22 protein-coding genes are annotated in these 24,651 nt (G+C 56.5%); 7 read left to right on the top strand and 15 right to left on the bottom strand.

The annotated features are described in order from the left end of the window. Positions 1 to 1,061, bottom strand: a 1,061-nt coding sequence (gene lptG / locus R6U90_RS10520; protein WP_410352647.1) for an LPS export ABC transporter permease LptG, incomplete at its 3' end; no start/stop codon positions are given. Further along, entirely contained in the window at positions 1,058 to 2,149 is a 1,092-nt protein-coding gene (gene lptF, locus R6U90_RS10515; RefSeq protein ID WP_410352646.1) for an LPS export ABC transporter permease LptF, read from the bottom strand. The genes lptF and lptG, both read right to left, overlap by 4 nt. 123 nt (positions 2,150 to 2,272) lie before the next feature. Here lptF and R6U90_RS10510 point away from each other — a divergent pair, with 123 nt between their 5' ends. The 3 genes from R6U90_RS10510 to R6U90_RS10500 are packed head-to-tail and all read left to right on the top strand — an operon-like array spanning position 2,273 to position 4,724. Further along, a complete protein-coding gene (locus R6U90_RS10510) occupies positions 2,273 to 3,775 on the top strand; it encodes a leucyl aminopeptidase (protein WP_410352645.1) in 1,503 nt (500 codons plus the stop codon). Then, positions 3,775 to 4,209, top strand: coding sequence for a DNA polymerase III subunit chi (locus tag R6U90_RS10505; RefSeq protein WP_410352644.1), 435 nt, complete (start codon positions 3,775 to 3,777; stop codon positions 4,207 to 4,209). Before R6U90_RS10510 ends, R6U90_RS10505 begins: the two co-directional genes overlap by 1 nt. Before the next feature lie 2 nt (positions 4,210 to 4,211). Then, complete coding sequence (locus R6U90_RS10500) at positions 4,212 to 4,724, top strand: hypothetical protein (protein WP_410352643.1); 513 nt, start codon at positions 4,212 to 4,214, stop codon at positions 4,722 to 4,724. 107 nt (positions 4,725 to 4,831) lie between these two features. Here the strand turns inward: R6U90_RS10500 and R6U90_RS10495 are convergent, their stop codons facing one another. Next, the gene (locus tag R6U90_RS10495; protein ID WP_410352642.1) at positions 4,832 to 6,328 is read right to left on the bottom strand and encodes a glycosyltransferase family 39 protein; all 1,497 of its coding nucleotides are present in this window, start codon (positions 6,326 to 6,328) and stop codon (positions 4,832 to 4,834) included. Between the two features lie 146 nt (positions 6,329 to 6,474). On the opposite strand from R6U90_RS10495, the gene R6U90_RS10490 reads away from it, so the two are divergent. After that, complete coding sequence (locus tag R6U90_RS10490) at positions 6,475 to 9,291, top strand: valine--tRNA ligase (RefSeq protein ID WP_410352641.1); 2,817 nt, start codon at positions 6,475 to 6,477, stop codon at positions 9,289 to 9,291. Between the two features lie 91 nt (positions 9,292 to 9,382). Here the strand turns inward: R6U90_RS10490 and R6U90_RS10485 are convergent, their stop codons facing one another. Beyond that, positions 9,383 to 9,583, bottom strand: coding sequence for a cold-shock protein (locus R6U90_RS10485; protein WP_322566981.1), 201 nt, complete (start codon positions 9,581 to 9,583; stop codon positions 9,383 to 9,385). A gap of 407 nt (positions 9,584 to 9,990) precedes the next feature. Between R6U90_RS10485 and R6U90_RS10480 the strand changes: the two genes are divergently transcribed. Genes R6U90_RS10480 through R6U90_RS10470 form a run of 3 tightly spaced genes read left to right on the top strand, consistent with a single transcriptional unit; the run spans position 9,991 to position 11,964 of the window. Beyond that, positions 9,991 to 10,392, top strand: coding sequence for a hypothetical protein (locus R6U90_RS10480; RefSeq protein WP_410352640.1), 402 nt, complete (start codon positions 9,991 to 9,993; stop codon positions 10,390 to 10,392). Between the two features lie 13 nt (positions 10,393 to 10,405). Continuing rightward, on the top strand, positions 10,406 to 11,392 hold the full coding sequence (locus tag R6U90_RS10475) for an XdhC family protein (protein WP_410352639.1): 987 nt from the start codon (positions 10,406 to 10,408) through the stop codon (positions 11,390 to 11,392). Beyond that, positions 11,389 to 11,964 carry an NTP transferase domain-containing protein gene (locus tag R6U90_RS10470; protein ID WP_410352638.1) on the top strand — a complete coding sequence of 192 codons (576 nt, stop codon included), beginning with the start codon at positions 11,389 to 11,391 and terminating at the stop codon, positions 11,962 to 11,964. Before R6U90_RS10475 ends, R6U90_RS10470 begins: the two co-directional genes overlap by 4 nt. A 22-nt stretch (positions 11,965 to 11,986) precedes the next feature. On the opposite strand, the gene R6U90_RS10465 is transcribed toward R6U90_RS10470, so the two are convergent. The 11 genes from R6U90_RS10465 to ilvC all read right to left on the bottom strand — a co-directional run bounded on the left by R6U90_RS10465 (position 11,987) and on the right by ilvC (position 24,616). Beyond that, positions 11,987 to 12,202 carry a DUF2970 domain-containing protein gene (locus R6U90_RS10465; protein ID WP_410352637.1) on the bottom strand — a complete coding sequence of 72 codons (216 nt, stop codon included), beginning with the start codon at positions 12,200 to 12,202 and terminating at the stop codon, positions 11,987 to 11,989. A 37-nt stretch (positions 12,203 to 12,239) separates the two neighbouring features. Further along, positions 12,240 to 13,514 carry an MFS transporter gene (locus R6U90_RS10460; protein WP_410352636.1) on the bottom strand — a complete coding sequence of 425 codons (1,275 nt, stop codon included), beginning with the start codon at positions 13,512 to 13,514 and terminating at the stop codon, positions 12,240 to 12,242. A 59-nt stretch (positions 13,515 to 13,573) separates the two neighbouring features. Then, positions 13,574 to 15,742: an AMP-binding protein gene (locus R6U90_RS10455; protein ID WP_410352635.1), complete on the bottom strand. Its 2,169-nt coding sequence runs from the start codon at positions 15,740 to 15,742 to the stop codon at positions 13,574 to 13,576. 204 nt (positions 15,743 to 15,946) lie between these two features. Beyond that, a complete protein-coding gene (locus R6U90_RS10450; RefSeq protein ID WP_410352634.1) occupies positions 15,947 to 17,527 on the bottom strand; it encodes a peptide chain release factor 3 in 1,581 nt (526 codons plus the stop codon). A 102-nt stretch (positions 17,528 to 17,629) separates the two neighbouring features. Further along, positions 17,630 to 18,247 (bottom strand): DUF502 domain-containing protein, encoded by a 618-nt coding sequence (locus tag R6U90_RS10445; protein WP_410352633.1) that lies wholly within the window; start codon positions 18,245 to 18,247, stop codon positions 17,630 to 17,632. Positions 18,248 to 18,430: 183 nt separating this feature from the next. Then, positions 18,431 to 19,216, bottom strand: a complete 786-nt coding sequence (locus R6U90_RS10440; protein WP_410352632.1) for an inositol monophosphatase family protein — start codon at positions 19,214 to 19,216, stop codon at positions 18,431 to 18,433. Positions 19,217 to 19,243: 27 nt separating this feature from the next. Then, complete coding sequence (gene rimI, locus R6U90_RS10435) at positions 19,244 to 19,714, bottom strand: ribosomal protein S18-alanine N-acetyltransferase (protein WP_410352631.1); 471 nt, start codon at positions 19,712 to 19,714, stop codon at positions 19,244 to 19,246. An 18-nt stretch (positions 19,715 to 19,732) separates the two neighbouring features. Beyond that, on the bottom strand, positions 19,733 to 20,482 hold the full coding sequence (locus R6U90_RS10430; RefSeq protein WP_410352630.1) for a uracil-DNA glycosylase family protein: 750 nt from the start codon (positions 20,480 to 20,482) through the stop codon (positions 19,733 to 19,735). A 349-nt stretch (positions 20,483 to 20,831) separates the two neighbouring features. Continuing rightward, positions 20,832 to 22,382 (bottom strand): 2-isopropylmalate synthase, encoded by a 1,551-nt coding sequence (locus R6U90_RS10425; RefSeq protein ID WP_410352629.1) that lies wholly within the window; start codon positions 22,380 to 22,382, stop codon positions 20,832 to 20,834. Between the two features lie 306 nt (positions 22,383 to 22,688). Beyond that, complete coding sequence (pssA, locus tag R6U90_RS10420; RefSeq protein ID WP_410352628.1) at positions 22,689 to 23,453, bottom strand: CDP-diacylglycerol--serine O-phosphatidyltransferase; 765 nt, start codon at positions 23,451 to 23,453, stop codon at positions 22,689 to 22,691. Positions 23,454 to 23,599: 146 nt separating this feature from the next. Further along, positions 23,600 to 24,616 (bottom strand): ketol-acid reductoisomerase, encoded by a 1,017-nt coding sequence (gene ilvC / locus R6U90_RS10415; protein ID WP_410352627.1) that lies wholly within the window; start codon positions 24,614 to 24,616, stop codon positions 23,600 to 23,602. Positions 24,617 to 24,651: the final 35 nt, after the last annotated feature.

Raw genomic sequence — 24,651 nt, 5'->3', positions numbered from 1 at the left:
TAGCGTAATCGCCGGAACCAGAGCAGCGACGCGCCGATCACCAGCGCGGTCGGCAGAGCGGCCGCCAGCGCCGGCGGGAACTCGTAGACCAGCCCCATCTGCCCGGCCAGGCGGTTACCGATATAGAAAACAATCCCGATCAAAAACCCGATCAGGATCTGCTGACCGATACCGGTATGACGTTGTGCGCCGAAAACGAAGGGTACCGCCAGCAATACCATCGCCGCGAGAGTCAAGGGCATTACCGCCTTACCCCATATAGCCAGTTCATATTGGCCCGAATCCAGACCGTTCTCGCGCAGATAATCAATATAGTTATACAAACGCCAGATCGGGAGGGTATCGGGATCCACCGATACCACATTAATTAATGCCGGATCGAGCAAGGTACGCCAGGGCAAATCATCGACTTTATTTGTTTGCAGCGCCTGATCATCAATATCATAGCGCGTCACATTTTTTAACGACCATTGTTCGCCGTCGTAGTGAGCACTTCTGGCCCGCATCACAGTCTGCATGCGTTGACCATCGAAGGTATACAGGTGTATACCCCGCAGTTTTGACTGGCTGTCAACGCGGCGTACATTGATATAGGTATCCCCGTCGCGGGCCCAGAGACCGTAGCGGGTATTCAGACTGATTTTCGCCCCCATCAGTTCCAGACGCTTCTGGTTGCTGTATTCATATACAGGCGGTGCAATAACTTCACCGATCACCATCGCCAGCAGAATCAACATCGCGGCAGTTTTCATGATAGCCCAGACAATCCGGGTGAGTGACAACCCGGCGGTACGCATTACCACCAGCTCGCGATTATTGGCCAGCATACCCAGGCCGAGCATGGTGCCGAGCAGGGTTGCCATGGGAAAGATCTCGTACATCTGACGCGGCGTGTTTAACAGGGTATAGAGCAGGGCGTGCCAGAGGGTATAACTGCCACGACCGAGCTGATCGAGCTCGTCCACAAAACCAATCAGGGCAAACAGGGCGACCAGTACGGCGAGTACTGAAAACACGCCGACTATCACCGCCTGACCAATGTAACGATCCAGTAATTTCATTTGCCTGTCGCTCCCCTGTGCCACCAGTGGTGAATACCGCCCTGACGCAACAACAACACTACAGCAATCAGCAACACCGCAGCATGAACCCACCACAGCCCGATATACGGGGATATTTTGTCATGCAGTAACCAGTTGCGAGACACGGTCAGCAGATTGGTCAGCACCATATACAACACTATCGCAATCGCCAGTTTTCCATAGCGATTCTGTCGATGTGAAGTTACGCTCAACGGCACGGCCAGAACCGCCAGCACCAGACACATCAGGGCTGAGGAAATACGCCATTGCAATTCTGCGGTATAGCCCCGTTTATCTTCCTCCCAGAGTTCAAGCGTAGGGATCGCCTTGTGTTTGCGACTGGTTATCTCGGGCGGTTTTTCCTGGATACGGATACCGTGTTTTTCAAACTCAATAATCGTGTAATTATCCTGCCCCGGCTCCCCCTCGTAGCGATAGCCGCCTTCCAGAACCATGAAGCGATCACCGTTTTCCTCTTTTATCACCTGGTGTCCGGAGCGAGAACGGATAATCGAACTGGAACCGTCCCGTTGTTGCTGCACGAAAACATTGCGCATCCGGTTCTGCTCGCGCTCCAGCTCCTCGACATAGAGGACCCCGCTTCCCTCGCGCATTTCCTGAAAACGGCCAGGGACAATGCCCTGAATATCCCCTCGCGCCTGCGCTGCGGCGGTCAGACGCTGGACCTGGTGTTCAGCCCACGGGGCCAGTTGCAAACTCAGCAAACCTTGCAGAACCGCCACCACCAGTGCCAGACCCAGTATGGCGCGCAGGATATAACCGGTGCCTATCCCGCAGGCGGCAATCGCTGCCATCTCGCTGTCACGGTACAGACGGCTGAGCGCGAGTAATATGGCCAGATAGAGCGCCAGCGGGAGGATAAAGACCAGCAGACTGAGAATCCGCACCCCGAAGATCTGCAGCACCATGTCCACCTGCAGTGAGCCCCGGGCCACGTCGTTGAACAGTCCCACCAGCTGCGCGCTGAGAGCGATCAGCAGCAGTACCAGGGCCACCGCCGAGAAGGTGAGAAAAACTTCCTTGACCAGGTAACGGGCTATAATCACGGCAGAATCAGGGGTTGAAAACCGGTTCGTTCTTTATGTACACAAACAATACTGTATTATATTGCCCACATCGTTGAATTGATACGCAGCAATCCGTGTCCCACAGCAATCACAGGACAAAGTATGAATATTACGCTCAAATCCGCCCCCGTCGAACAACAATCCAGCCAGTGCCTGATCGTCGGCGTGTTTGAAAAACGCCAGCCCGGTCCTCACGCCCGAGCACTGGACAAGGCCAGTGGCGGTGCCCTGCAACGAATTCTCAAACAGGGCGATATGGACGGCAAACCTGGCCAGACCCTGATATTGCATCAGCTGTCCGGAATCAAGGCCGAACGTGTCCTGCTGGTCGGCTGCGGCAAGCCGTCAGAATTCGATGAGAAACAGTACAGCAAGGCCCTCACTAGCGCGATTGCGGCGGTGAATGATTCCGGCGCCCGGGACGCCACCTGTTACCTGACCGATCTGGAGGTCAAGGATCGCTCCAAAGCCTGGAATGTGCGCCGCGCCGCCGAGCTCACCCATCAAACCCTCTATCGCTATCAGCAAACCTTCAGCAAGAAAGAGAAGCCCGACTACCCGCTGGGCAAGTTACAACTGTGCGTGGATGACAAGGCACTCAAGAACGCCCGCATCGGGCTGAAGATCGGCGAAGCCATCGGCAAGGGATCCAGCTTCACCCGCGAGCTGGGCAATCTCCCCGGCAATGTCTGCACCCCGACCTACCTGGCCAGCCAGGCCGGCAAGCAGCTCAAAGGTTATGACAATATGAAAGTACGGGTGCTGAATCAAAAATCCATCGAGGACCTGAAGATGGGCGCCTTTCTCTCGGTGGCCAGGGGCAGCCGCCAGCCACCCAAACTGATTGTCATCGAATATCAGGGCACCCAAAAAGAAACCCGGCCCTATGCCCTGGTCGGCAAAGGGATCACCTTCGATGCCGGCGGCATCTCCATCAAGCCGGCCGCCGCCATGGATGAGATGAAATACGACATGGGCGGTGCGGCCGGAGTTCTCGGAACCATGCAGGCCATCGGCGAGCTGCAGCCGCCGATCAATGTAGTGGCCATCGTTCCCGCCTGCGAAAATCTTCCTGACGGCAACGCCAACAAGCCGGGCGATGTCGTCACCAGCATGTCGGGCCAGACCATCGAGATCCTGAACACCGACGCCGAGGGACGCCTGATCCTGTGCGATGCCCTGACCTACAGCGAGCGCTTCAAGCCCCGAACGGTCATCGACACCGCCACGCTGACCGGTGCCTGTATCATTGCCCTGGGAAGCCATCCCTGCGGCCTGCTCAGCAATGACCAGCCACTGGCCGACGCCCTGCTGGCTGCCGGCCAGACGAGCCAGGATCGTGCCTGGCAACTGCCCCTGTGGGACGAATATCAGGACCAGCTCAAGAGCAACTTCGCCGACATGGCCAACATCGGCGGGCGCGAAGCCGGTACCATCACCGCCGCCTGCTTCCTCTCGCGGTTCACCAAAAAGCTCAAATGGGCTCACCTGGACATTGCCGGTACCGCCTGGAAAAGCGGCTCCGACAAAGGCTCTACCGGCCGCCCGGTCCCGCTACTCACCCAGTACCTGCTGGATCAATGCGGCAAGAAATATCAGCTCTGATGACCCGGGTCGATTTCTACATTACCGAAGACAAGCATGCCCAGGCCCGCCAGCAGCTGGCCTGCCGCCTGGCGGAAAAAGCCTACACCCGGAATCACGCTATATATATACATACGGATGACCGGCAACAGGCCGAACAGCTCGACCAGCTGCTGTGGACGTTTCGTGACGGCAGTTTTGTCCCGCACTGCCTGCAGGATGATACAGTAGCGGCCCAGGCCGCCATCGTCATCGGCTACGACGGCGAACCGGAACAGCACAACGAGGTGCTGATCAATCTGGGCGAGACTGTACCGGCCTTCTTCAGCCGCTTCGAACGGGTTGCGGAAGTGATCGCCGGCGATGAACAGGCCCGCCAGGCCGGGCGCGAACGCTTCAGGTTTTATCGCGATCGCGGCTATGAGCTCAACACGCATAACCTGGATAGCAAGTGAGCATGAGCAAGCAGAACGACAAAACTGACGCCAACGCAACAGAAGATAATCTGCTCAATGCCCTGGAGTCGATCAAGGGTCTGCTGGAACAAAGCGAGACCAAGCTGACCGCCGCTCGCGAGAGCATCAACCGTGCCAACGAACCCGGGAACTTCAAAACGTCCCGCTCCCGGCCCGATAATGATCCGGTAGTCCCGGTGCTGGATGATATTGTCGAACCGGACCCCTCGCCCGCAGCCGCCGAACAACTGGAAATCCCGGAAGTCAGCAACGAAGCCGAACCGATCAACGCAACGCCCTCAGCCGAAAAACAAGAAGAGGCGATCACCATGAGCAGTCCGAACCGGAGCGACAGCGATACCATGCTGGAATTTCTCGATCACCTGCAGGCCAGCCTGGAAAAAGAAGTTCGCAACACCCTGATGCGCACCGTGGTCAACATCGAAAAAGAAGTCAAAAAAACCATCGCCGAACAACTTGACACTATTCGGGAACAAATCCGCAACAAGGAATGAGAAAACATTTTAACGCACAGGCGCAGAGATATAATTTTGAGTGTTGAATTTTAAATTTTGAATTGCGGTTTATATTTAATTCAGCATTCAAAATTCAACATTCAACATTACTTAAAGCCGTAGCGTTCGTACATGTAGCACTGGCCGGTGGGAAGGTAGTCGGGGATCTGGTAATAACGGTCCACCACCTCGCGCAGGATGTCATCCCGGTAGATCTGATAATCAAAGCCCCTGCCGATAAACAGATAGAAGTGGGTATCTTCCACATCGACGCGATGGATCTCCGAGTCGCGAAAATAGGGCCGGTATTTTTCCTGCCGGTGATAACTGAAGATCACGATATCCTTGCCATCCAGCTGGCGGAAGTCGGTGCGCTTGTCGGCTTCACGACCATGATAAGAGCTGACGCTGAACACCGGCACAGGCTGTCTGGTGTGATAGGCCAGCAAAGCAGATTTGCTATAACTTTCGGTCATCATAATCGCCGCATCATATTCAGACATCGCATCAATAATCTGTTCGGCACGCATGCCGAACACAGCATCGCGGTAGGTTTTTTCATCAATTTCCCTGGCAATACCGGGTGCCAGCACCAGCACGGCCCCGATGATGACCAGATGCAGGACGGTAAACGGCAACATGAAATAGTGACACTTGCGCAGTTGCTGGGTGCTGAGGATGGGCGCAAGCGCCAGGAACAGGAAGGGGTAAAAGCTCAGTAGCCAGTGCAGGCCAATCTCTTTCCAGAAGGAGAGCAAAAAGAACAGTCCGATGGGAATCAGAAACAGTCCGCCAAAGACACTCTGGCGGCTGGTGAGGCTTTCTTTCACGTCCCGCCATTGCTTGAACAGGTAATAAAGAATCGGCGGCGTCACCAGATAAACCAGCATCACCAGATAAGTCAGCATGGTCCCCGCTGAAAAGCCCGAGCCGGCAGTACGGTTGACCAGATTGAACAGGTAGTTGTTCCAGCAGTTATTGTAGTTCCACCACAGGTTGAGGCCGATAAACGGCAGGGTGCCGAGGATGATCAGCAGCAGACCGAGATAGGGCCGCAGGCCGCGGCGGGTATACAGCACGATGTACAGAAAATAGGCAATGCCCAGCAGCCCGGCAAAAAACTTGGAGAAAAACGCCAGCCCCAGAAACAGACCGCACAGCAGATACCACCACAGATTGTCGCGGCGCTGGGCAAAATAGAAACTGACCGCCGAGAGGAACGACCAGAAAATCAGCGGCGTGTCGGTGGTCGTCAACACGCCCAGTACATTCACCGGTGCTATGAGATACAAGACTGCCACCGCTACCGCCACCGCTTCGTGAGTGCGGCGCAGTAACAGGTAAATGGCCAGACCGATGAACGTGGTCAAAAGCACCTGCGGCAGACGCAACCACAGCGGCGCATCGCTGACCGAGAGCATGGCCGTCAGCAGCCAGCCCACCATCGGCGGGTGATCGTAATAACCGTAATCGGGATAATTGCCCCAGACGATGAAATAGGCTTCATCGCCGGTCATCGGCAGGTAATGGGCGAGCAGCAGCTTGGCAGCCAGGGTCAGCAGCAGATAAATCCAGAGCCGGGTATCGATAGCCAGTGCACTCATGGGAGCGCAGTCTAGCATGAGCGGGGAACGGATGGCGGAAAAATCAGGCAATTACGCCGTGGAGGATATGGCCCTGCGCCGGGATTCGGTATAATGCCCGGTTTGTGACCTTCAACTCACTGGCAAGCAACCGAATCGGATGTTCCGTGGACAAGACTTATAACCCGCAAGCGATCGAACAGCGCTGGTATGACAGCTGGGAACAGAACGACTACTTCGCCCCCTCGGGCAAAGGTGAGCCTTTCTGCATCATGATCCCCCCGCCCAATGTCACCGGCAGCCTGCACATGGGCCACGCTTTTCAGGACACCATCATGGATGCCCTGACCCGCTATCATCGCATGAAAGGCGACAATACCCTGTGGCAGCCGGGCACCGACCACGCCGGTATTGCCACCCAGATGGTGGTCGAGCGGATCGTCAATGCCGAAGGCCAGACCCGCCACGATATCGGGCGCGAGAAATTCATCGAAAAAATCTGGGAATGGAAGGAAGAGTCCGGCGGGACCATCACCCGCCAGCTGCGCCGCATGGGTGCCTCGCCCGACTGGCAGCACGAACGCTTCACCATGGACGCCGGCCTCTCCGACGCGGTCAAGGAAGTCTTCGTCCGACTGTATGAAGAAGGCCTGATCTATCGCGGCAAGCGCCTGGTCAACTGGGATCCGGTATTGCATACCGCCGTGTCTGATCTCGAGGTACTCTCCGAAGAAGAAAAAGGCCATCTGTGGCACATGCGCTATCCGTTGACCAACGGCACCGGCCATTTGATCGTCGCCACCACCCGCCCCGAAACCCTGCTGGGCGACTGTGCCGTGGCGATTCATCCCGGCGACGAGCGCTATAAACATCTGCTCGGTGAATTTGTCGAGCTGCCGCTGACCGGCCGGCGCATTCCGATCATCGCCGACGAATATGTGGATCCCGAGTTCGGTAGCGGTTGCGTCAAAATAACTGCCGCCCACGATTTCAACGACTACCAGGTCTGGCAGCGCCATCGCGATGAAACGCCCATTGCCGAGCAGCCCCACGGCGGCCTGATCAATATCTTTACCGACAGCGCCGCCGTGCGGGAGAACCTTACCGACGAAGGCCAGCTGCTGCCCGCCGCCTACATCGGTCTGGATCGCTTCGAGGCACGCAAACAGATCGTCGCCGACCTCGAGTCCCGGGAACTGCTGGAGAAAATCGAGCCGCATAAACTGATGGTGCCGCGCGGCGATCGTTCCGGCGCCGTCATCGAACCGTTTTTGACCGATCAGTGGTACGTCAAGATCAAACCGCTGGCCGAGCCAGCTATCCAGGCGGTGGAAGACGGGCGTATCCGCTTTGTGCCGGATAACTGGAAAAATACCTATTTCGAGTGGATGCGCAATATCGAGGACTGGTGTATCAGCCGCCAGATCTGGTGGGGACACCGTATCCCGGCCTGGTATGACAAGGATGGCAATATTTATGTCGGTCGCGATGAACAGGAAGTCCGCCAGCAACACAACCTGCCCGATGATCTCGCCCTGCAGCAAGACGAGGATGTGCTCGATACCTGGTTCAGTTCCGCCCTGTGGCCTTTTTCCACCCTGGGCTGGCCGCAGCAGACCGAACGCCTGAGGACCTTCTACCCCACCAGCGTGCTGGTCACCGGCTTTGACATCATTTTCTTCTGGGTCGCGCGGATGATCATGATGGGGCTCAAGTTCATGGACGATGTGCCGTTTCGCGAAATCTATATCCACGGGCTGGTGCGCGACGCCCACGGCCAGAAGATGTCAAAATCCAAGGGCAACGTGCTCGATCCCATCGATCTCATCGACGGCATCGAACTCGAAACCCTGGTGGAAAAACGTACCCGTGGCATGATGCAGCCGCACCTGACAGAGAAGATTGCCAAACAGACCCGCAAGGATTTCCCCGACGGGATTCCCGCCTTCGGCACCGACGCCCTGCGCTTCACCTTTGCCGCGCTGGCCTCGACCGGTCGGGATATCAACTTCGACATGGGCCGCATCGAAGGCTACCGTAATTTCTGCAACAAGCTGTGGAACGCGGCCCGGTATGTTCTGATGAACACCGAGGGCCAGGATTGCGGGCAGGATGGGGGTGAAGTGGCGTTATCCGTCGCTGATCAGTGGATTATCAGCCGCCTGCAGGAGACCGAGCAGCAGATCAACAAAGCGATCGGCGAGTACCGATTCGATCGCGCCGCCAGTGCCCTGTATGAATTTATCTGGAACGAATACTGCGACTGGTATCTGGAACTGTCCAAACCGGTATTAATGAGTGACTCCGCTTCGGATGCCGCCCGGCGCGGTACCCGCCGCACCCTGGTAAGGGTGCTTGAAGCCGTATTACGCCTTGCCCACCCCATCATGCCCTACATTACCGAGGAAATCTGGCAAAAAGTCGCCCCCCTGGCTGCCAGGGAGGGCAACACTATCATGACCCAGCCCTATCCCGAAGCGGACCGGGACAAGATTGACAACACCGCGATCGAGGAGATGGAATGGATCAAACAATTCATCATTGGTATTCGCCAGATCCGCAGTGGCATGGATATCAAACCGGGCAAACCGCTGCCGGTGTTCCTGCAACACTACGGTCAGGCGGATAAAGAACGGGTCGAGCGTCACCGGCATTATCTGCAGAACCTGGCCAGGATCGAATCCATTGAGTGGTTGTCAGAAGAGCAAGAGGCCCCGGAATCGGCCACAGCTCTGGCGGGTGACATGCAGATACTCATTCCCATGGCCGGTCTGATTGACAAGGAAACCGAACTGGCGCGCCTGAACAAGGAGCTCGACAAGCTGGAAAGCGATGCCAGACGTGTCGAAGGCAAGCTCGGTAATGCCGGTTTCGTCGACAAGGCACCCGAAACGGTAGTACAAAAAGAACGCGACAAGCTCAGGGATATCCAGAGCACTTTGCAGCAGCTCAAATCCCAAAAGGAAAAGATCGCCCGGCTTTAAGTTTTAACCCGAAGTTATCGCCCGGTTAGCGCATAAAAAAAGCCCCGCGATTTCTCGCGGGGCTTTTTTGAGACAGCAGATGTTTTAAGGCTTAGGCCTGAACATCTGTCGCCTGCGGGCCCTTCTGGCCGTTCTCGACATTGAAAGTCACTGACTGACCTTCGGTCAGGGTCTTGAAGCCCGAACCACTAATTGCAGAGAAGTGAACAAACACGTCTTTGCTGCCGTCAGAAGGAGAAATAAAGCCGAAGCCCTTGGATTCGTTAAACCACTTAACGGTTCCTGTTACCATGATAATTTACCTATTCATAAAGTTATTAATAAAATGCGATACACGTCTTACGAGGTTTCCAACAGGTATTATCTTGGTAAGAAATACTGACAAGAACCAGAGAGATGTAACGTAGGTGTATTATATACCGAAGTTGAACCGGAAATACTACACATTTTTAATATATTGGGCCAAATATCGACTTTACAAGAGCCCTGAGCACAAAATAGCAAAAATAACGGTTTAATCCCTGCTCGAAACCCTGCCCACCGCCTCATTATCGGCTCAGCAAATGCACTTTTTAATCCCTCAATATAGCTAGTGGTTAACTCCCGACATAACACATAGCGAATGCCAGGCCCGGTGTGACATCCACAGAAGACATGCTAGTCTAATAAGACTTCATACAATGAAGAAAGGAGTCTTGCATGCTCACACTTTCCGTCAATGCTGATACCCACTCTCTTGATATTAATGCCGACATGTCGCTGCTCCGGGCCCTGCGCGACATAGAGGGGCTGACCGAAACCCGATATGGCTGCGGCATTGCATTTATGCCGGATGTGATCCGGGCGCAGATGGAAGGCGGCATGGGCTTTGGCCTCGCGCCGGTACGGATCAGTGAGATCACGCGGGATAAGGGGGCGCTGATACCGGGTAGCTATCACGACTTTCAGATGTCCAACATCGATCAGGTGTCCGGTGTCGAAGTGCATATTGTCGAGTCCCCCCGGCTGCCCGGCGGCGTCGGCGACCCGGCCGTGGTCGATGACCAGATCGCCCTCACCGGCCAGGCATCTCAACGACTGCCACTGACATTATCCGCCTGAAGGTGACGCGGCAATGGAAGCATGGGGAACCGACCGCGAAGTGATCCGTACCGCCCACCAGTGGCTGCAACAGGGTCACTCGCTGGTGCTGGTCACCGTATTGAAAACCTGGGGCTCCTCGCCCCGCCCGCCCGGCTCGCTGCTGGTCATGCGCCGGGACGGGGTACACGCCGGCTCGGTTTCGGGCGGTTGCGTGGAAGAGGACCTGCTGGTCCGTTTTTCCAGCAATGAGCTGAGCGAACAGTTGCCGGCCCGTCTGGATTACGGGGTCGACCGCCAGGAAGCCACCCGTTTCGGCCTGCCCTGCGGTGGACGGCTGGAGCTGTTGCTGGAGGCGTTGACCGATCCGGAACAACTGCAAGCGTTGCTGAACGCCATGCAACAGGGCGAACTGGTCAACCGCCAGGTGGACCTCGCCAGCGGCGAAGTCACCCTGGCGCCGGCCACGGCCGACCAGGAATTTGCGTATGGCGAGCAATCGGTCAGCAAGGTCTTCGGCCCCCAATGGCAAATGCTGTTGATCGGCGCCGGCCACCTCTCCCTGTATGTCTCGCAACTGGCCCTGATGCTCGACTACCAGGTCATCGTTTGCGATCCGCGCGAGGAATACGCCACCGGCTGGCAACTGCCCGGCACGCAGCTCATCGGCAGCATGCCGGACGAGGCCGTCGGCGAATGCGCCGGTCATGCCCGTAGCATCGTGCTCGCCCTCACCCACGATCCCAAACTGGACGACATGGCATTACTCGATGCGCTGACCTCCGACGCCTTCTATATCGGCGCCATCGGCTCACAACGCAACTGCGATGCCCGGCGGCGACGCCTGGCGGAACTGGGATTGTCCCAGACCCAGATCCGCCGTCTGCATGCGCCGGTCGGGCTGGATATCGGCAGTCATACCCCGCCGGAGATCGCACTGGCCATTCTGGCGGAAATCACCGCCCTGCGTAATTCGACTACTGCGGCGATACGCAATCCCAACGCCGTCAACGTGGCATGAGCACCACCGGGATTCTGCTGGCCGCCGGTCTGAGTCAACGCTTCGGCAGCAATAAATTATTACATCCCCTGGCGGATCAAACCCCGATGGTAGTGCAGTGCGCCCGCAATTTGACAACCATGCTGGCCGAATGCGTCGCCGTGGTCGGTCCTGATGATCCCACAACCGCCGAATTGTTGACCCGGGAAGGTATGCAGGTGGTGATCAATCCGCGCTCTGAAGACGGAATGGGCAGCAGTCTCGCCTGCGCAATACGCGCCGTGCACGAAGCTTCGAGCTGGCTGATTATGCTGGGCGATATGCCCTGGATCGACAAACAAACGATCCGCGCCGTCGCCGGCGCATTGCGCCAGCCCCGCGATATCGTTGCCCCGCTGTACGGTGATCGCCGCGGCCACCCGGTTGGTTTCGGCAGTGCCTATGTCAGACAACTGATCGCCCTGAACGGTGACCAGGGCGCGCGCGCGATCGTGAACGCCAATCCGCAACACCTGACACTGGTTTCAGTCAACGATCCCGGCGTATTGCGGGATGTGGATTACCCGGAAGATATATCGAGTACTGAGTGCTGAGTACTTAGTACTAAGAACTTATTTACACCCCTGCCAGCGACAGCACCAGATTGACCACGCCGATGATTACCGCAATAAAGATCACCACGCCAATAAGCCCGAGGGTAATGTACTGCCAGGGTTTGCCATGGGTAAAGTCCCGCTCGTAATGCTTGCTTTTCTGCACCCCGAGGAATGCTGCCATCACACTCTTGGCCACGTCCCATAACCCCGGCGCCTGTTTGTTATCGTCGTCCACTGTGTCACCTGCTTGATTGAACTATCGGCATATGATCTCATAATTGGCGGGCGATGCGCTCACCCTCTTTGACGTCAACCTTCAGCAGCAATACGGCGCCTGCCAGGAACAGAATAATCACTGAAAGAATCCCCAGACGTGAGCTGTCCGTCACAAAAGCCACACTGCCTATCAACACCGGGCCGATAACCGCGGCAAATTTACCCATCATGTTATAAAAGCCGAAAAACTGGCCCGCTTTGTCGGGTGGGATAATCCGTGCATACAACGAACGGCTTAGCGATTGCACCCCGCCCTGTACGAGGCCAATAACAACCGCCATCATGTAGAACTCCTGGACATCTTGCATGAAGTAGGCCCAGACAGTAACCAACAAATAGACGCACAGAGCAATAAATATCCCGGCCTTGGCCCCGATCCGCTCGCCGAGTAGACCAAACAGCAGCGCCGCGGGAAACCCGACAAACTGGGTAATCAGTATCGCAACAATGAGATCATTACTGTCAAATCCGATCGACATCCCATAATCGACCGCCATGCGCACCACCGTGTCAACGCCGTCTATATAGAGCCAGTAGGACAATAGAAACAACCAGACCATCTTGTATTGCCGGATATCCCGGTAGGTCTCATACAGATTGCGAAAACCGCCGGTAACAGCATGCTTAAGGCTAACTCGTATACCGACCCGGTCTGCCGGAACATTGAAGACCAACGGCAATGTAAATACTGCCCACCAGATTGCGACAGTGATAAAGGCAAAACGCACCGCCTCACTACTGTCGGAAAATCCGAACCAGGCAGGGTACAGCGCCAGCAGAATATCGAAACTCAATAACAGCCCGCCACCCAGATAGCCAAGAGAATAACCATACCCGGAGACCAGATCATAATGCTCGGGTCGTGCCACCTTGACGATCAGGGCATCGTAAAATATCACGCTGCCCATAAACCCGATCACGCCCAACGCATACAACGTTGCCGCAGCCAGCCAGGCACCCTGCTCTACGCCGTAGAGCGCGGCGGTCATAATCATCCCCAGTGCCGCAAACGAGAGCAACATGCGTTTTCGGGCTTCCCCCGCATCCGCTATGGCACCCAGTATGGGAGCAAGTAACACGATCACAACGCCGGCAATCGAGTTGGCCATTCCGAGATGAAACGTACTGGTCGTAACCGGTTGACCGGCACTCAGATACTCTTTGAAAAAGACCGGAAAAATACTGGCCAGCATGACTGCGGCAAACGCCGAGTTGGCCCAGTCATACAGCGCCCAGGAGAGTACTTTCTTTTCAGTGAGCAGTTTCCACATGCCGGTCTCGTTTTGCGTTTGTTGTTATTCCCGCAAGGCCCGTGCCCTGCCGGTACCGATCATTCCTCTGGCGGTTGACCGTATTGCCGTTGCAATTGCCGATAATCGATCTTGCCGCTGCCCAGTTGCGGCAGCTTCGGTACAGAGACCAGCCTGTGCGGCAGGCCGACTACGGGGATACCCTGCTCACGCGCGACCTCAAGAAGCTCACGGCGTTGCGGTTGCGCCCGGGTCGTGAACAGTACCAGCTGTTCACCCTGCCCGGCATCGGGCACATGGATAATCGCATGCATTGCATGCGGCCAGACGCGACTGACGAATTCCTCCATCTGTGCCAGCGAGACCGTCTCGCCATCGACCCGGGCAAAACGCCTGACCCGGCCAATGATGGTCAAAAACCCCCGCTCATTCATACTGACGATATCGCCGGTATCATACCACCCCGGCCCGCTGGCGGTAGCCGGTGGCTGCAGCGTATCAGGCTGCTCGGGTTGCAGGTAACCGAGCATCACATTGGGCCCTTTCACCCACAGCCGTTCGCCACTTTCCATACCCGGCTCCGCTACCAATCGGTAATCCATGCCCGGCAGTAACCGACCAACCGTACCGGGGCGATTTTCCATTGCGGTGTTGATGGCGATCAGCGAACTGGTTTCGGTCGCACCATAGCCTTCGAAAATACGTACTCCGAATCGCTCGCTCCACACTCGACGGGTCGATTCCTGCAGTTTCTCCGCCCCGGCGAACACATAACGGATGCTGTAAAAATCATAGGGATGAGCAAAGCGGGCATAGCCGGCCAGAAACGTGTCAGTACCAAATAATATAGTGGCGTTGATGTCATAGGCGATCTCGGGAACGATGCGATAGTGTCGCGGGTTGGGATAGAAAAAGACGCGCACTCCGGAGATCACCGGCAACACCGTGCCGCAGGTCAGTCCGAAAGCATGGGACATGGGCATGGTGTTGAGTACCACATCGCGCGAGCTGAAATCGCTGCGGCTGACCAGCTGTGAACAATTGGCCAGCAGATTGGCGTGGGACAATATCACCCCCGTGGGTTTGGCTTCGGCACCGGGAGTAAACAGCAATACCGCCGGATCATCCGGACCGGCTTCATCAGCACGACCGCGGTACCCCGAACGGGGGAACCAGGCCGCGAACATACCGCGCAGTTTATGCTGCCAGCGAAGCGCGTGCACCACCTCTTCGAGATAAATTACCTTCACTTCCCGACCCAGTTCATTCAACAATTCATGCAGCCGGGCATAATCGGCAAACTGACGCGAGGTATAGATCGTGTTGATACGCCCGATGCGACAGGCTTCGAGCAGGTTATTCAGTCCATCAGAATAATTGAGCAGTGCCGGTACCCGGCGATAGATCTGCAGCGCGAGTAAAGTGATCAGTGTCGCAGTGGCATTGGGCAACAGAATGCCGACGTTCTCTGTGCGCCGGGTTCGGGTAGCCAGCACGTCGGCCAGGATAAAACTTCGCCGGATCAGCTGGCGATAATTGATCGGTATCCGTTCGAAGTCCTCGGCAATCTTGTGCCGAGCTCCGTGAATGCGCTGCGCATCCAGCAAAGCCTCGAAGAGCGTGCAACGATAATGGCTGGTGGCAAACATCATCTCGGTCATAATGTCGGTCAGTCGCTCGCCGGCATAGATGCGCCGCGCGCGCCCACGCACCTCGGCTGGCGCCTTGATCTGACGCGGCGGCAGAACGGTCAGGGTTATACGCGGGAACCAGCGGACCCGGATCCGCTTGCGCAGGCGGGAGAACGGTGAATACTGGGCACCATTGATGCGCACCGGCAATACATCGGCACCGACCTTATCCGCCACCAGCCCCGGGCCGTGATATATCTTCATCAACGCCCCGGTCACAGTGATCCGTCCCTCGGGGAATAGCACCACGCTGTGACCGTCCTGCATATAGCGAATCAGCGATTTGAGGGAAAACGGTCTGGTCGGATCCATCACAAACAGTGTCACCAGTGGTTTAAACGGACGTATAAACCATTGATTAACCATGCGGGTATGGATGGCAAAGCTCAACTCGCGCGGCAGAAACACTGTCAGCAACAGACCGTCGAGGAAGGAGGTATGGTTGGCTATCAACAAGGTACGCGGACCCGCCTGCTGCAGGTTTTCCAGCCCCTGCACCTCGACCCGATAGAACAACCTGAGCAGTGCGCGAAAAATGATCTTGAGTAAGGTTCGCATCCACTATTGATACCGGGTCACTGCCCGGTTTGTAAAGGGCTTTACATCCGGGCAGGTTCACAGGCTGTTGAAAACGTTGACGAAGCAGCCGATGCAAGACAAAAAATAGCCGAAAAAAGCGGGTATTATCTGCAATAAGTGCGCATTTTGTGGGCATTTTTAATGCCCCAGCGGCAACACAGCAGGTAGCTTTTCAACTACCGATTAATGCTCGCGGGTGGCATGGAACTCGATATCCGGCCAGCGCTCGATAGTCAGGTCCAGATTGACCCGGGTCGGCGCCAGGTAGGTCAGACTGCCCGATGCATCCAGCGCCAGATTATCCGCCGCTTTTTTACGAAACTCGCTGAGAATCTTCTCATCGGCGCAGGTGACCCAGCGGGCCGTATTGACATTCACCGCCTCGAAAGTGCATTCCACATTGTATTCTTCTTTGAGGCGAAAGGCGACCACATCAAACTGCAGCACACCCACCGCGCCGACGATGATGTCGTTGTTATTGAGCGGACGAAACACCTGCGAGGCACCCTCTTCGCTCAATTGATCCAGGCCTTTTTGCAGCGCCTTGTTTTTCATCGGATCGCGCAGGCGTACCCGCCGAAACAGTTCCGGGGCAAAGTTGGGAATACCGGTGAACTTGAGTTCCTCACCCTGGGTGAACGTATCGCCGATCTGAATCGTGCCATGATTATGCAGACCAATAATATCCCCGGGATAGGCGACTTCAACATGCTCGCGTTCGCTGGCCATGAAGGTGATGGCATTGGCCAGCTTCACGTCTTTGCCGATGCGCACCTGACGGGCTTTCATCCCTTTTTCATAGGTCCCGGAACAGACACGCAGGAAGGCCACCCTATCGCGGTGCTGGGGATCCATATTCGCCTGAATCTTGAATACGAAGCCGGAGAACTTATCTTCTTCCGGCTCGACAATCCGCTGACGGGTTTCGTGTGGCTGGGGGGGCGGGGCGATCTCGACAAAATAGTCCAGCAACTCCTGGATACCGAAGTTATTGATCGCCGAACCAAAAAATACCGGGCTCTGCTTACCGGCTAAAAAGGTGTCGAGATCAAATTCATGACTGGCACCGCGTACCAGTTCTATTTCCTCGCGCAGTTCATCGGCCGCGCTGCCGAGCAGATCGTCGAGTCGGGAGTTATCCAGCCCCTGGATGGCTTCACCGGTCTGGATTTTCCCGCCATGGGTGGCGCTGAAAAGATGAATACTCTGGTTGTAGAGGTGATAGACGCCCTTGAATCCCTTGCCCATCCCGATCGGCCAGGTAATCGGCGCACACTGAATATTCAGTACATTCTCCACCTCATCCAGCAATTCGATGGGTTCGCGCCCTTCACGATCCAGCTTGTTGATAAAAGTCAGGATCGGTGTATCGCGCAGACGGCACACTTCCATCAGCTTGATGGTTCGCTCCTCGACACCCTTGGCACTATCGATCACCATCAGCGCCGAATCCACCGCGGTCAGTACGCGGTAGGTATCTTCAGAAAAGTCCTCATGACCCGGCGTATCCAGGAGGTTGATGATTTGATCGCTGTAGGGAAATTGCATGACGGCCGAGGTAACCGATATACCGCGCTGCTTCTCCAGCGCCATCCAGTCGGATGTCGCATGGCGATCGGATTTGCGCCCCTTGACCGTCCCGGCTTGCTGGATGGCACGGCCGAATAACAGCAGTTTTTCTGTCACGGTGGTTTTCCCGGCATCGGGATGAGAGATAATCGCAAAAGTGCGCCGGCGATGGGTTTCTTCGAGATAACGACTCATGAGGGGTCCAGCTGTAAAAAGAGCGCCATTGTACAAAAAAGCCGCGCCACTGTGCAGGGTAAGAAGCCTCTCCCACACCGTTAGGGAAGGTGCGGAGGAGGGTTATTTCACAGGTCGTTTCCTGTCTCCCGAAGCCGATTTGGACAGTTCGGCGGTGAGCACCCGGCGCATGGCGTCCTCCATCGATATATTGATGGGTTCAATTTGCGAGCGGGGGATATAGAGAGTAAAGCCCCCGATCTGGTAACTCAGCGGCATATATACAGCGACAATATCATCGTTCTGTCCTGCTGCCAGACCGGGAATATCCTCAATCCGTTCACGCGTCAAAAAACCGATCAGCCGGGCCTCGCCAAAGCTCACCAGCACCACCTGCTTGAGTCCGCCGCGGCTCTTGCCAGCGGCAAAATAATCCATGAAATCGTGCAGTGAGCCGTAAATCGACTTGACCAGCGGAATTCGCTCCAGCAGCTTCTCCACGACCCAGATCAACTGGCGCACGATCCAGGCATTGACCGCCAGCCCCAGGAAAAACAACAGCACCACTCCGGCTGCCAGCCCCATTCCGGGGATATAGTACTCTTCCGGTACCATCGAGGTGATAACCGGGTGCAGCCCCTTTTCAATATTCAGACCAAGCCAGTAAATCAGATAAACGGTCAGGGCGACCGGAAGTACCGTGGCAAGTCCCTTGAAAACATTCATCCATAGATATGACATTGTGTTCTCCTGCTGGTCAAACGCCGATACCGGCAAGGGTTATGTTTAACCTGTGCCGACTATAACAGTCGAAGGGGACTTGCAACACGATCCGTGACACGCTCTTGCGCCGAACTGTGCCGACCAGCCGATCACCCCTGACGTTGGCAAGGAGATATCGATGGTCTCTCCCGTGCAGCCCTCTCACCGCGGGATTCCCAGCCAGTCGGTCCAGGCGGCAAACAGGCCGGGATCCAGTGCGGCCACCGCCGAGCGCGGTTGCAGCGTGTTGTTAAACACTGCCTCGCCCTCCAGGGTACATGACTGTCCCCCGACCTCGGCCAGAATCAGGTGCCCGGCGGCGTAATCCCACAGATTCTGTTTCCCATGCAGATAAACATGGCTGCGGCCAATGGCAATCCAGCACCAGTCCAGCGCCACCGAGCCGAAACTGCGCTGCGATGAATAAGGCATCCCGGTGACCAGTCGGGTTGCCAGCGCCGGGGCCAGCCGTTTGAAGTCAATGAGTCCGGTACTTTGTTTCAACTTCAATCCGGTATCGAAGGGTACGAGCCGCCCGCCATTGAGCCAGGCGCCCTGGCCCTGTTGCGCGGTAAAGCATTCGTCACGCATGGGATCGTAAACCATCCCGAATTTCAACTTGCCTGATTCGATCAACGCCAGTGATACCGAAAAACAGGGGATGCCCGAGGCATAATTACTGGTGCCGTCCAGCGGGTCCAGCACCCACAATGGTTTGCCGCTTTGCAACAAAGCCTGTTGTTCTTCGGCGGGCATCTCCTCCCCCAGGAAGAGAATATCGGGCTCGAGGCGGTTCAATTCGTTGGCGACACGCTGCTGCATGGCGAGATCAGCCTCGGTCAGAACAGTACCATCGGCCTTGATTCCGCGTTTGACGTGCGTAAAACGCGGCACCAGTTCCTCGCGCGCGGCGCTACGGACCAGCGAGATCAACGTGTCTGAATTCATAAAAACCTGTCCGTTAAGAAAAAGGAATCAGTTGTCGAGTGACAGCGCCATTACCAGAGCATCTTCCCGGCCGAACGCATCGGGATAATAGCCGGGGCGAATACCAATCTCCTGAAAGCCGGTTTTCTCATACAGACGAATGGCAACCTGATTGGAAGGGCGAACTTCCAGATAAACCGAGGCGGCGTAACGCTCCCGGGCCAGTTGCAATATATCGCCAAGCATCCGTTCTCCATAACCCTGGCGGCGGGAGTCGGGATCGACGCACAGAGTCAGGATATGGGCTTCGCCGGCGGCGAGGGAAAGAATTGCATAGGCTCGCAGCCGGCCTTCGATTTGCAAAACCCGACAGGGATAGCCAACGGCCAGACAATCGCGAAATATCCCCCGGGTCCAGGGAAAGGTATAGATCGCTTCCTCGATCGCCATGACCTCATTCAGATCCGCTGGCGTCATGGCACGGATACCGTCAGCTACCTGTTTGAAAACTGCGCTCATACCTGACAAGTATAACGGTTATTCGCCAGCTGTCAGGGAATGGGCGAACAGCAAATCTTCCCACGCCTTGCGCTTGTCCGCCGGGCTGCGCAACAGATAGGCCGGATGGTAGGTGACGATGACCGGCGTCCCGGTCGATTCCAGCTGATGCACACTGCCCCGTAACCGGTTCAGGGGCGTGTTGCACTCGAGCAGCCGCTGAGCGGCAATACGGCCGAGGGCAATGATTAAATCCGGTTGAATGAGTTCGATCTGGCGACGCAGATAGGGGAAACAGCGAGCGGCCTCTTCGGGACTGGGATCCCGGTTATTCGGCGGCCGGCACTTGAGAATATTGGCGATATACACCTGCTCACGGGACAGCCCCACCGCCTGTAGCATGGCATTGAGCAACTTGCCGGCCCGGCCAACGAACGGTTCGCCCTGGCGATCTTCCTCGACCCCGGGGGCCTCGCCGATAATCAGCCAGCGCGCCTGTTCATTGCCCACCCCGAACACGGTCCGGGTCCGGGTCCGGCAAAGCTCGTCGCAATACTGACAGGCCGCCACCCGCTGACGCAGCGCCTCCCGGTCCAGATCGCCGATCTGCGGCAAGTCCTCGCCCGGGGTCAGCGGTGGTATCGCCGGCTCCGGCACCTCCCCGGCCTCGGCTCCGGCCGACACGACTTGCAAGTCCACCGCTTCCGGCAGCGCCAGATCGCGCCGCACCCAGACATCGATGCCCATCGCGTCCAGATAACGGCGTTGTTGTTCAAAAACCGGTGACATGGTCAGAGTTTACCATCTCTGAAAGAAAAGGGACGAGGGACGAGTGACGAGTGACGAGTGACGAGTGACGAGGAAAACAGCTTAAAAACTCACCACCAAGACACAAAGACACCAGGGAATTCATTGTATTTTCCTGATGTCATGGGCCAGTTCACCGCTTTCGACAGAAAAGAGACGAATGACGGAGGTACGAGTGACGAGGAAAACAGCTTAAAAACTCATCATCAAGACAACACCAAGGTACGAAGAAAATAATTGTGCATTCTTGGTGTCCTGGCGCTTGGTGGTTAACGCTTTTCCTCATCCCTCGTCACTCGTCACTCGTACCTCGTCCCTGGCCGCGGATGTGTTACACATCCGCGGCCTGCGGATGTTCCCGCTCGACCGGGGAGACGATCTTGTTCAGGGCGTTGATGTAGGCCTTGGCCGAGGCAATGACGATGTCGGTATCAGCGCCCTGGCCGTTGACGATGCGTCCGCCCTTTTCCATGCGCACGGTGACCTCGCCCTGGGCGTCGGTGCCGCTGGTGATGTTATTCACCGAATAGAGCAGCAACTCGCTGCCGCTATGGATCACCTGCTCGATGGCCCGAAACGCCGCATCCACCGGTCCGCCACCGTCGGCTTCGGCTTGCTGTTCCTGACCATCCACGTTGAGGGTAACGTTGGCGTGCGGGGTTTCGCCGGTTTCAGAGCAGACCCGCATGGCCACCAGATGAATGTGCTCGTTCTCGGCAGAGATGCCGGTTTCGGTCACCAGCGCCTGCAAGTCCTCATCGAAGATTTCATGTTTCTTGTCGGCGAGGTTCTTGAAACGGGCAAAGGCCTCATTCAACTCATCCTCGGAAGCGAACTCCACCCCCAGCTCCTTGAGCCGCGAACGAAACGCGTTGCGCCCCGAGTGCTTGCCCAGCACCATCCGATTGGCCGACCAGCCAACATCCTCGGCGCTCATGATCTCGTAGGTCTCACGGCTTTTGAGTACGCCATCCTGATGGATGCCCGATTCATGGGCAAAGGCGTTGGCGCCGACAATCGCCTTGTTGGGCTGTACGGCAAAACCGGTAATACCTGACACCAGCTTGGAGGTCGGGACGATCTCGCGGGTATCGAGATGATCGACACTGCAGGGGAAAATGTCCTGGCGTGTTTTGACCGTCATGACGATCTCCTCCAGCGAGGCGTTACCGGCCCGCTCGCCCAGCCCATTGATCGTGCACTCGACCTGGCGGGCGCCGTTCAATACCGCGGAGAGGGAGTTGGCCACAGCCAGTCCCAGATCGTTATGACAGTGTACGGAAAAGATCGCCTTGTCCGAGTTGGGGACCCGTTCAATCAGATTGCGAATCGTCTCGCCGAACTGCTGCGGCACATTATAGCCGACGGTATCGGGAATATTGATGGTGGTGGCGCCGGCCTCGATCACCTGTTCGACTATGCGGCACAGAAAATCCAGCTCGGAACGCCCCGCGTCCTCGGCCGAAAACTCGACATTATCGGTGTACTGGCGCGCGCGCTTGACCGCGCGCACCGCCTGCTCGACCACCTGGTCGGGTTCCATGCGCAGCTTCATCTTCATATGTATTGGTGAAGTGGCAATAAAGGTATGAATGCGGGCGCTATTGGCTTCTTTTAATGCCTCACCGGCGCGATCAATGTCCTTGTCCAGCGCGCGGGACAACCCGCACACGGTACTGTCCTTGATACTGCGCGCCACCGCGCGCACGGCATCGAAGTCGCCGATACTGGCCACAGGAAACCCGGCCTCGATCACATCCACTCGCATGCGTTCCAGAGCGCGGGCGATCCGGATCTTCTCCTCCTTGGTCATGGAGGCCCCGGGACTCTGCTCGCCGTCGCGCAAGGTGGTATCGAATATGATTAATCTGTCATCACTCATTGTCTCTCTCCTGATAACCCATTATGACATGGGTTGGCAGTTAACCTGAAAATTCTGTGCTTGCTTGTTGGGCTGTGAGGTTCTGGCGCCCAGCCCGGCGCATCGTCTGCGTTATTTGCCCCTCAGGGCAGCAGTCGCAGGCTCAGGAGAGCATCCAGGGAGGTTAACCGGACAAACAGGGGCAGACCCTGCATCGGGGAAGCAGTGACAGAGATGTCGCTGTGGTTCGGGTTCGTCATTGTCCGGGTATTTCGCTCAATCATTTAAATTAAATATAACGTCTGTTCCAGCATTTTCCAAGCCCTGTTACGACTCCTCGTGGCGATGAGCCCTATCCCGCTCGGCGCGACGCTGGCGCAACTGGATCAGGGTCAATACCGGCCCCGATAAAGCGTAAGCCGCAAATACGCTGAACAGCACCACCGGCGGATTGGCCGACACCAGCACCAGCACCAGTACAATAACCAGAATGGCGACAAACGGCACCCGGTTACGCAAATTGAAAGTCTTGAAGCTGTAATAGCGGACATTGCTGACCATCAGCAGGCCCACCAGCACCGTGATTGCCCAGACCAGATAAGCGAACTGGCCGGGAAAAATGGTGTAGTGCTCGCCCACCCAGACGCCGCCGGCGATGATCGCCGCCGCCGAGGGACTGGCCAGCCCCTGAAAATAACGCTTGTCGGCATGCTCCACCTGGGTATTGAAACGGGCCAGGCGCAGCGCCGCCGTCGCAGTATAGATAAAGGCCGCCAGCCAGCCGAGCTTGCCCAGATCCGACAGGGCCCATTCATAGATCACCAGCGCCGGCGCCAGGCCGAAGGAAACCATGTCCGACAGACTGTCATACTCGGCGCCGAAATCGCTCTGGGTGTTGGTCAGTCGCGCCACCCGCCCGTCGATCCCGTCCAGCAACATAGCTACAAAAATGGCAATCGCGGCCGGCTCGAATCGGCCGTGCATGGCCGCCACAATCGCGTAAAACCCGGAGAACAGGGCTGCGGTCGTAAACAGGTTGGGCAACAGATAGATGCCGCGGCGATGCTGTTCAGTCCGGGATTCTTTGTTCATCAAATCAAACGCTCGTTAAAACAGGGGAACTGATCATAACGTAATCATTCACCCCCTGCAGAGTCCCGGGCAACGAAATTTCAGCGAGCCCAATGCAAAAGACCGGTTTTTCAACCGGCCTTTTTATCAAGCGGAATGTGATGCGCTCAGTTTTTGCTCTTGTCGACCAGGGCATTGGCCTTGATCCAGGGCATCATATCGCGCAGCTTCTCGCCGACCTGTTCGATCGGATGTTCGGCGTTGAGCCGGCGCATGGCGGTCATTTCCGGATAGTTGGTCATACCTTCGAGGATAAACTTCTTGGCGTACTCACCGGTCTGGATATTGTGCAGGGCCTCTTTCATCGCCCAGCGGCTCTCCTCGTTGATCACCTTCGCACCGGTGACGTACTCACCATACTCGGCGTTATTGGAGATGGAGTAGTTCATGTTGGCGATACCGCCTTCATACATCAGATCGACGATCAGCTTCAGTTCGTGCAAACATTCAAAGTAAGCCATCTCCGGGGCATAGCCGGCTTCCACCAGGGTTTCAAACCCGGCCTTGACCAGCTCGACGGCACCCACGCACAGCACGGCCTGCTCACCGAAAAGATCGGTTTCCGTCTCGTCCTTGAAGCTGGTTTCGATGATGCCGGTCCGGCCGCCGCCAATCGCCGAGGCATAGGACATGGCGGTCTCTTTAGCCTTGCCGGAGGCGTCCTGGAATATCGCAACCAGATCGGGGATCCCGCCGCCACGCACAAATTCGCTGCGCACGGTATGGCCCGGGGCTTTGGGCGCAATCATAATCACATCCAGATCGTCACGCGGAACCACCTGGTTATAGTGAATACTGAAACCGTGAGCAAAAGCCAGGGTAGCGCCCTTTTTCAGATTCGGCTCAATATCGTTCGTGTAAATCCGGGCCTGGTACTCATCCGGCGTCAGCACCATGATCACATCGGCACCGGCCACGGCATCGGGCACATTCTTGACGCTCAGACCGGCCTCCTGCGCCTTTTTGGCGGAAGCCGAACTTTCACGCAACCCGACAGTAACATCGACGCCGGAATCCTTCAGATTGTTAGCGTGGGCATGGCCCTGGGAACCGTAACCGATGATGGCTACCTTTTTGCTCTTGATGATGGAAAGATCGCAATCTTTGTCATAATAGATATTCATACGTAATACCTGCCAATCCAGTTTTTAATTAATTG

It is taken from the genome of Thiohalophilus sp., assembly GCF_046483665.1.
GTDB lineage: Bacteria > Pseudomonadota > Gammaproteobacteria > UBA6429 > Thiohalophilaceae > Thiohalophilus.
The sequence above is the reverse complement of the archived record's forward strand: the minus strand, read 5'-3'. Positions and strand labels throughout refer to the sequence as shown.

Bases quoted from the DNA above. Each gene is read 5' to 3' on its own strand.
- R6U90_RS10510 (WP_410352645.1), top strand. From the start codon at position 2,273: ATGAATATTACGCTCAAATCCGCCCCCGTCGAACAACAATCCAGCCAG.
- R6U90_RS10505 (WP_410352644.1), top strand. From the start codon at position 3,775: ATGACCCGGGTCGATTTCTACATTACCGAAGACAAGCATGCCCAGGCC.
- R6U90_RS10500 (WP_410352643.1), top strand. From the start codon at position 4,212: ATGAGCAAGCAGAACGACAAAACTGACGCCAACGCAACAGAAGATAAT.
- R6U90_RS10495 (WP_410352642.1), bottom strand. From the start codon at position 6,328: ATGAGTGCACTGGCTATCGATACCCGGCTCTGGATTTATCTGCTGCTG.
- R6U90_RS10485 (WP_322566981.1), bottom strand. From the start codon at position 9,583: ATGGTAACAGGAACCGTTAAGTGGTTTAACGAATCCAAGGGCTTCGGC.
- R6U90_RS10480 (WP_410352640.1), top strand. From the start codon at position 9,991: ATGCTCACACTTTCCGTCAATGCTGATACCCACTCTCTTGATATTAAT.
- R6U90_RS10475 (WP_410352639.1), top strand. From the start codon at position 10,406: ATGGAAGCATGGGGAACCGACCGCGAAGTGATCCGTACCGCCCACCAG.
- R6U90_RS10470 (WP_410352638.1), top strand. From the start codon at position 11,389: ATGAGCACCACCGGGATTCTGCTGGCCGCCGGTCTGAGTCAACGCTTC.
- R6U90_RS10460 (WP_410352636.1), bottom strand. From the start codon at position 13,514: ATGTGGAAACTGCTCACTGAAAAGAAAGTACTCTCCTGGGCGCTGTAT.
- R6U90_RS10455 (WP_410352635.1), bottom strand. From the start codon at position 15,742: ATGCGAACCTTACTCAAGATCATTTTTCGCGCACTGCTCAGGTTGTTC.
- R6U90_RS10450 (WP_410352634.1), bottom strand. From the start codon at position 17,527: ATGAGTCGTTATCTCGAAGAAACCCATCGCCGGCGCACTTTTGCGATT.
- R6U90_RS10445 (WP_410352633.1), bottom strand. From the start codon at position 18,247: ATGTCATATCTATGGATGAATGTTTTCAAGGGACTTGCCACGGTACTT.
- R6U90_RS10440 (WP_410352632.1), bottom strand. From the start codon at position 19,216: ATGAATTCAGACACGTTGATCTCGCTGGTCCGTAGCGCCGCGCGCGAG.
- rimI (WP_410352631.1), bottom strand. From the start codon at position 19,714: ATGAGCGCAGTTTTCAAACAGGTAGCTGACGGTATCCGTGCCATGACG.
- R6U90_RS10430 (WP_410352630.1), bottom strand. From the start codon at position 20,482: ATGTCACCGGTTTTTGAACAACAACGCCGTTATCTGGACGCGATGGGC.
- R6U90_RS10425 (WP_410352629.1), bottom strand. From the start codon at position 22,382: ATGAGTGATGACAGATTAATCATATTCGATACCACCTTGCGCGACGGC.
- pssA (WP_410352628.1), bottom strand. From the start codon at position 23,453: ATGAACAAAGAATCCCGGACTGAACAGCATCGCCGCGGCATCTATCTG.
- ilvC (WP_410352627.1), bottom strand. From the start codon at position 24,616: ATGAATATCTATTATGACAAAGATTGCGATCTTTCCATCATCAAGAGC.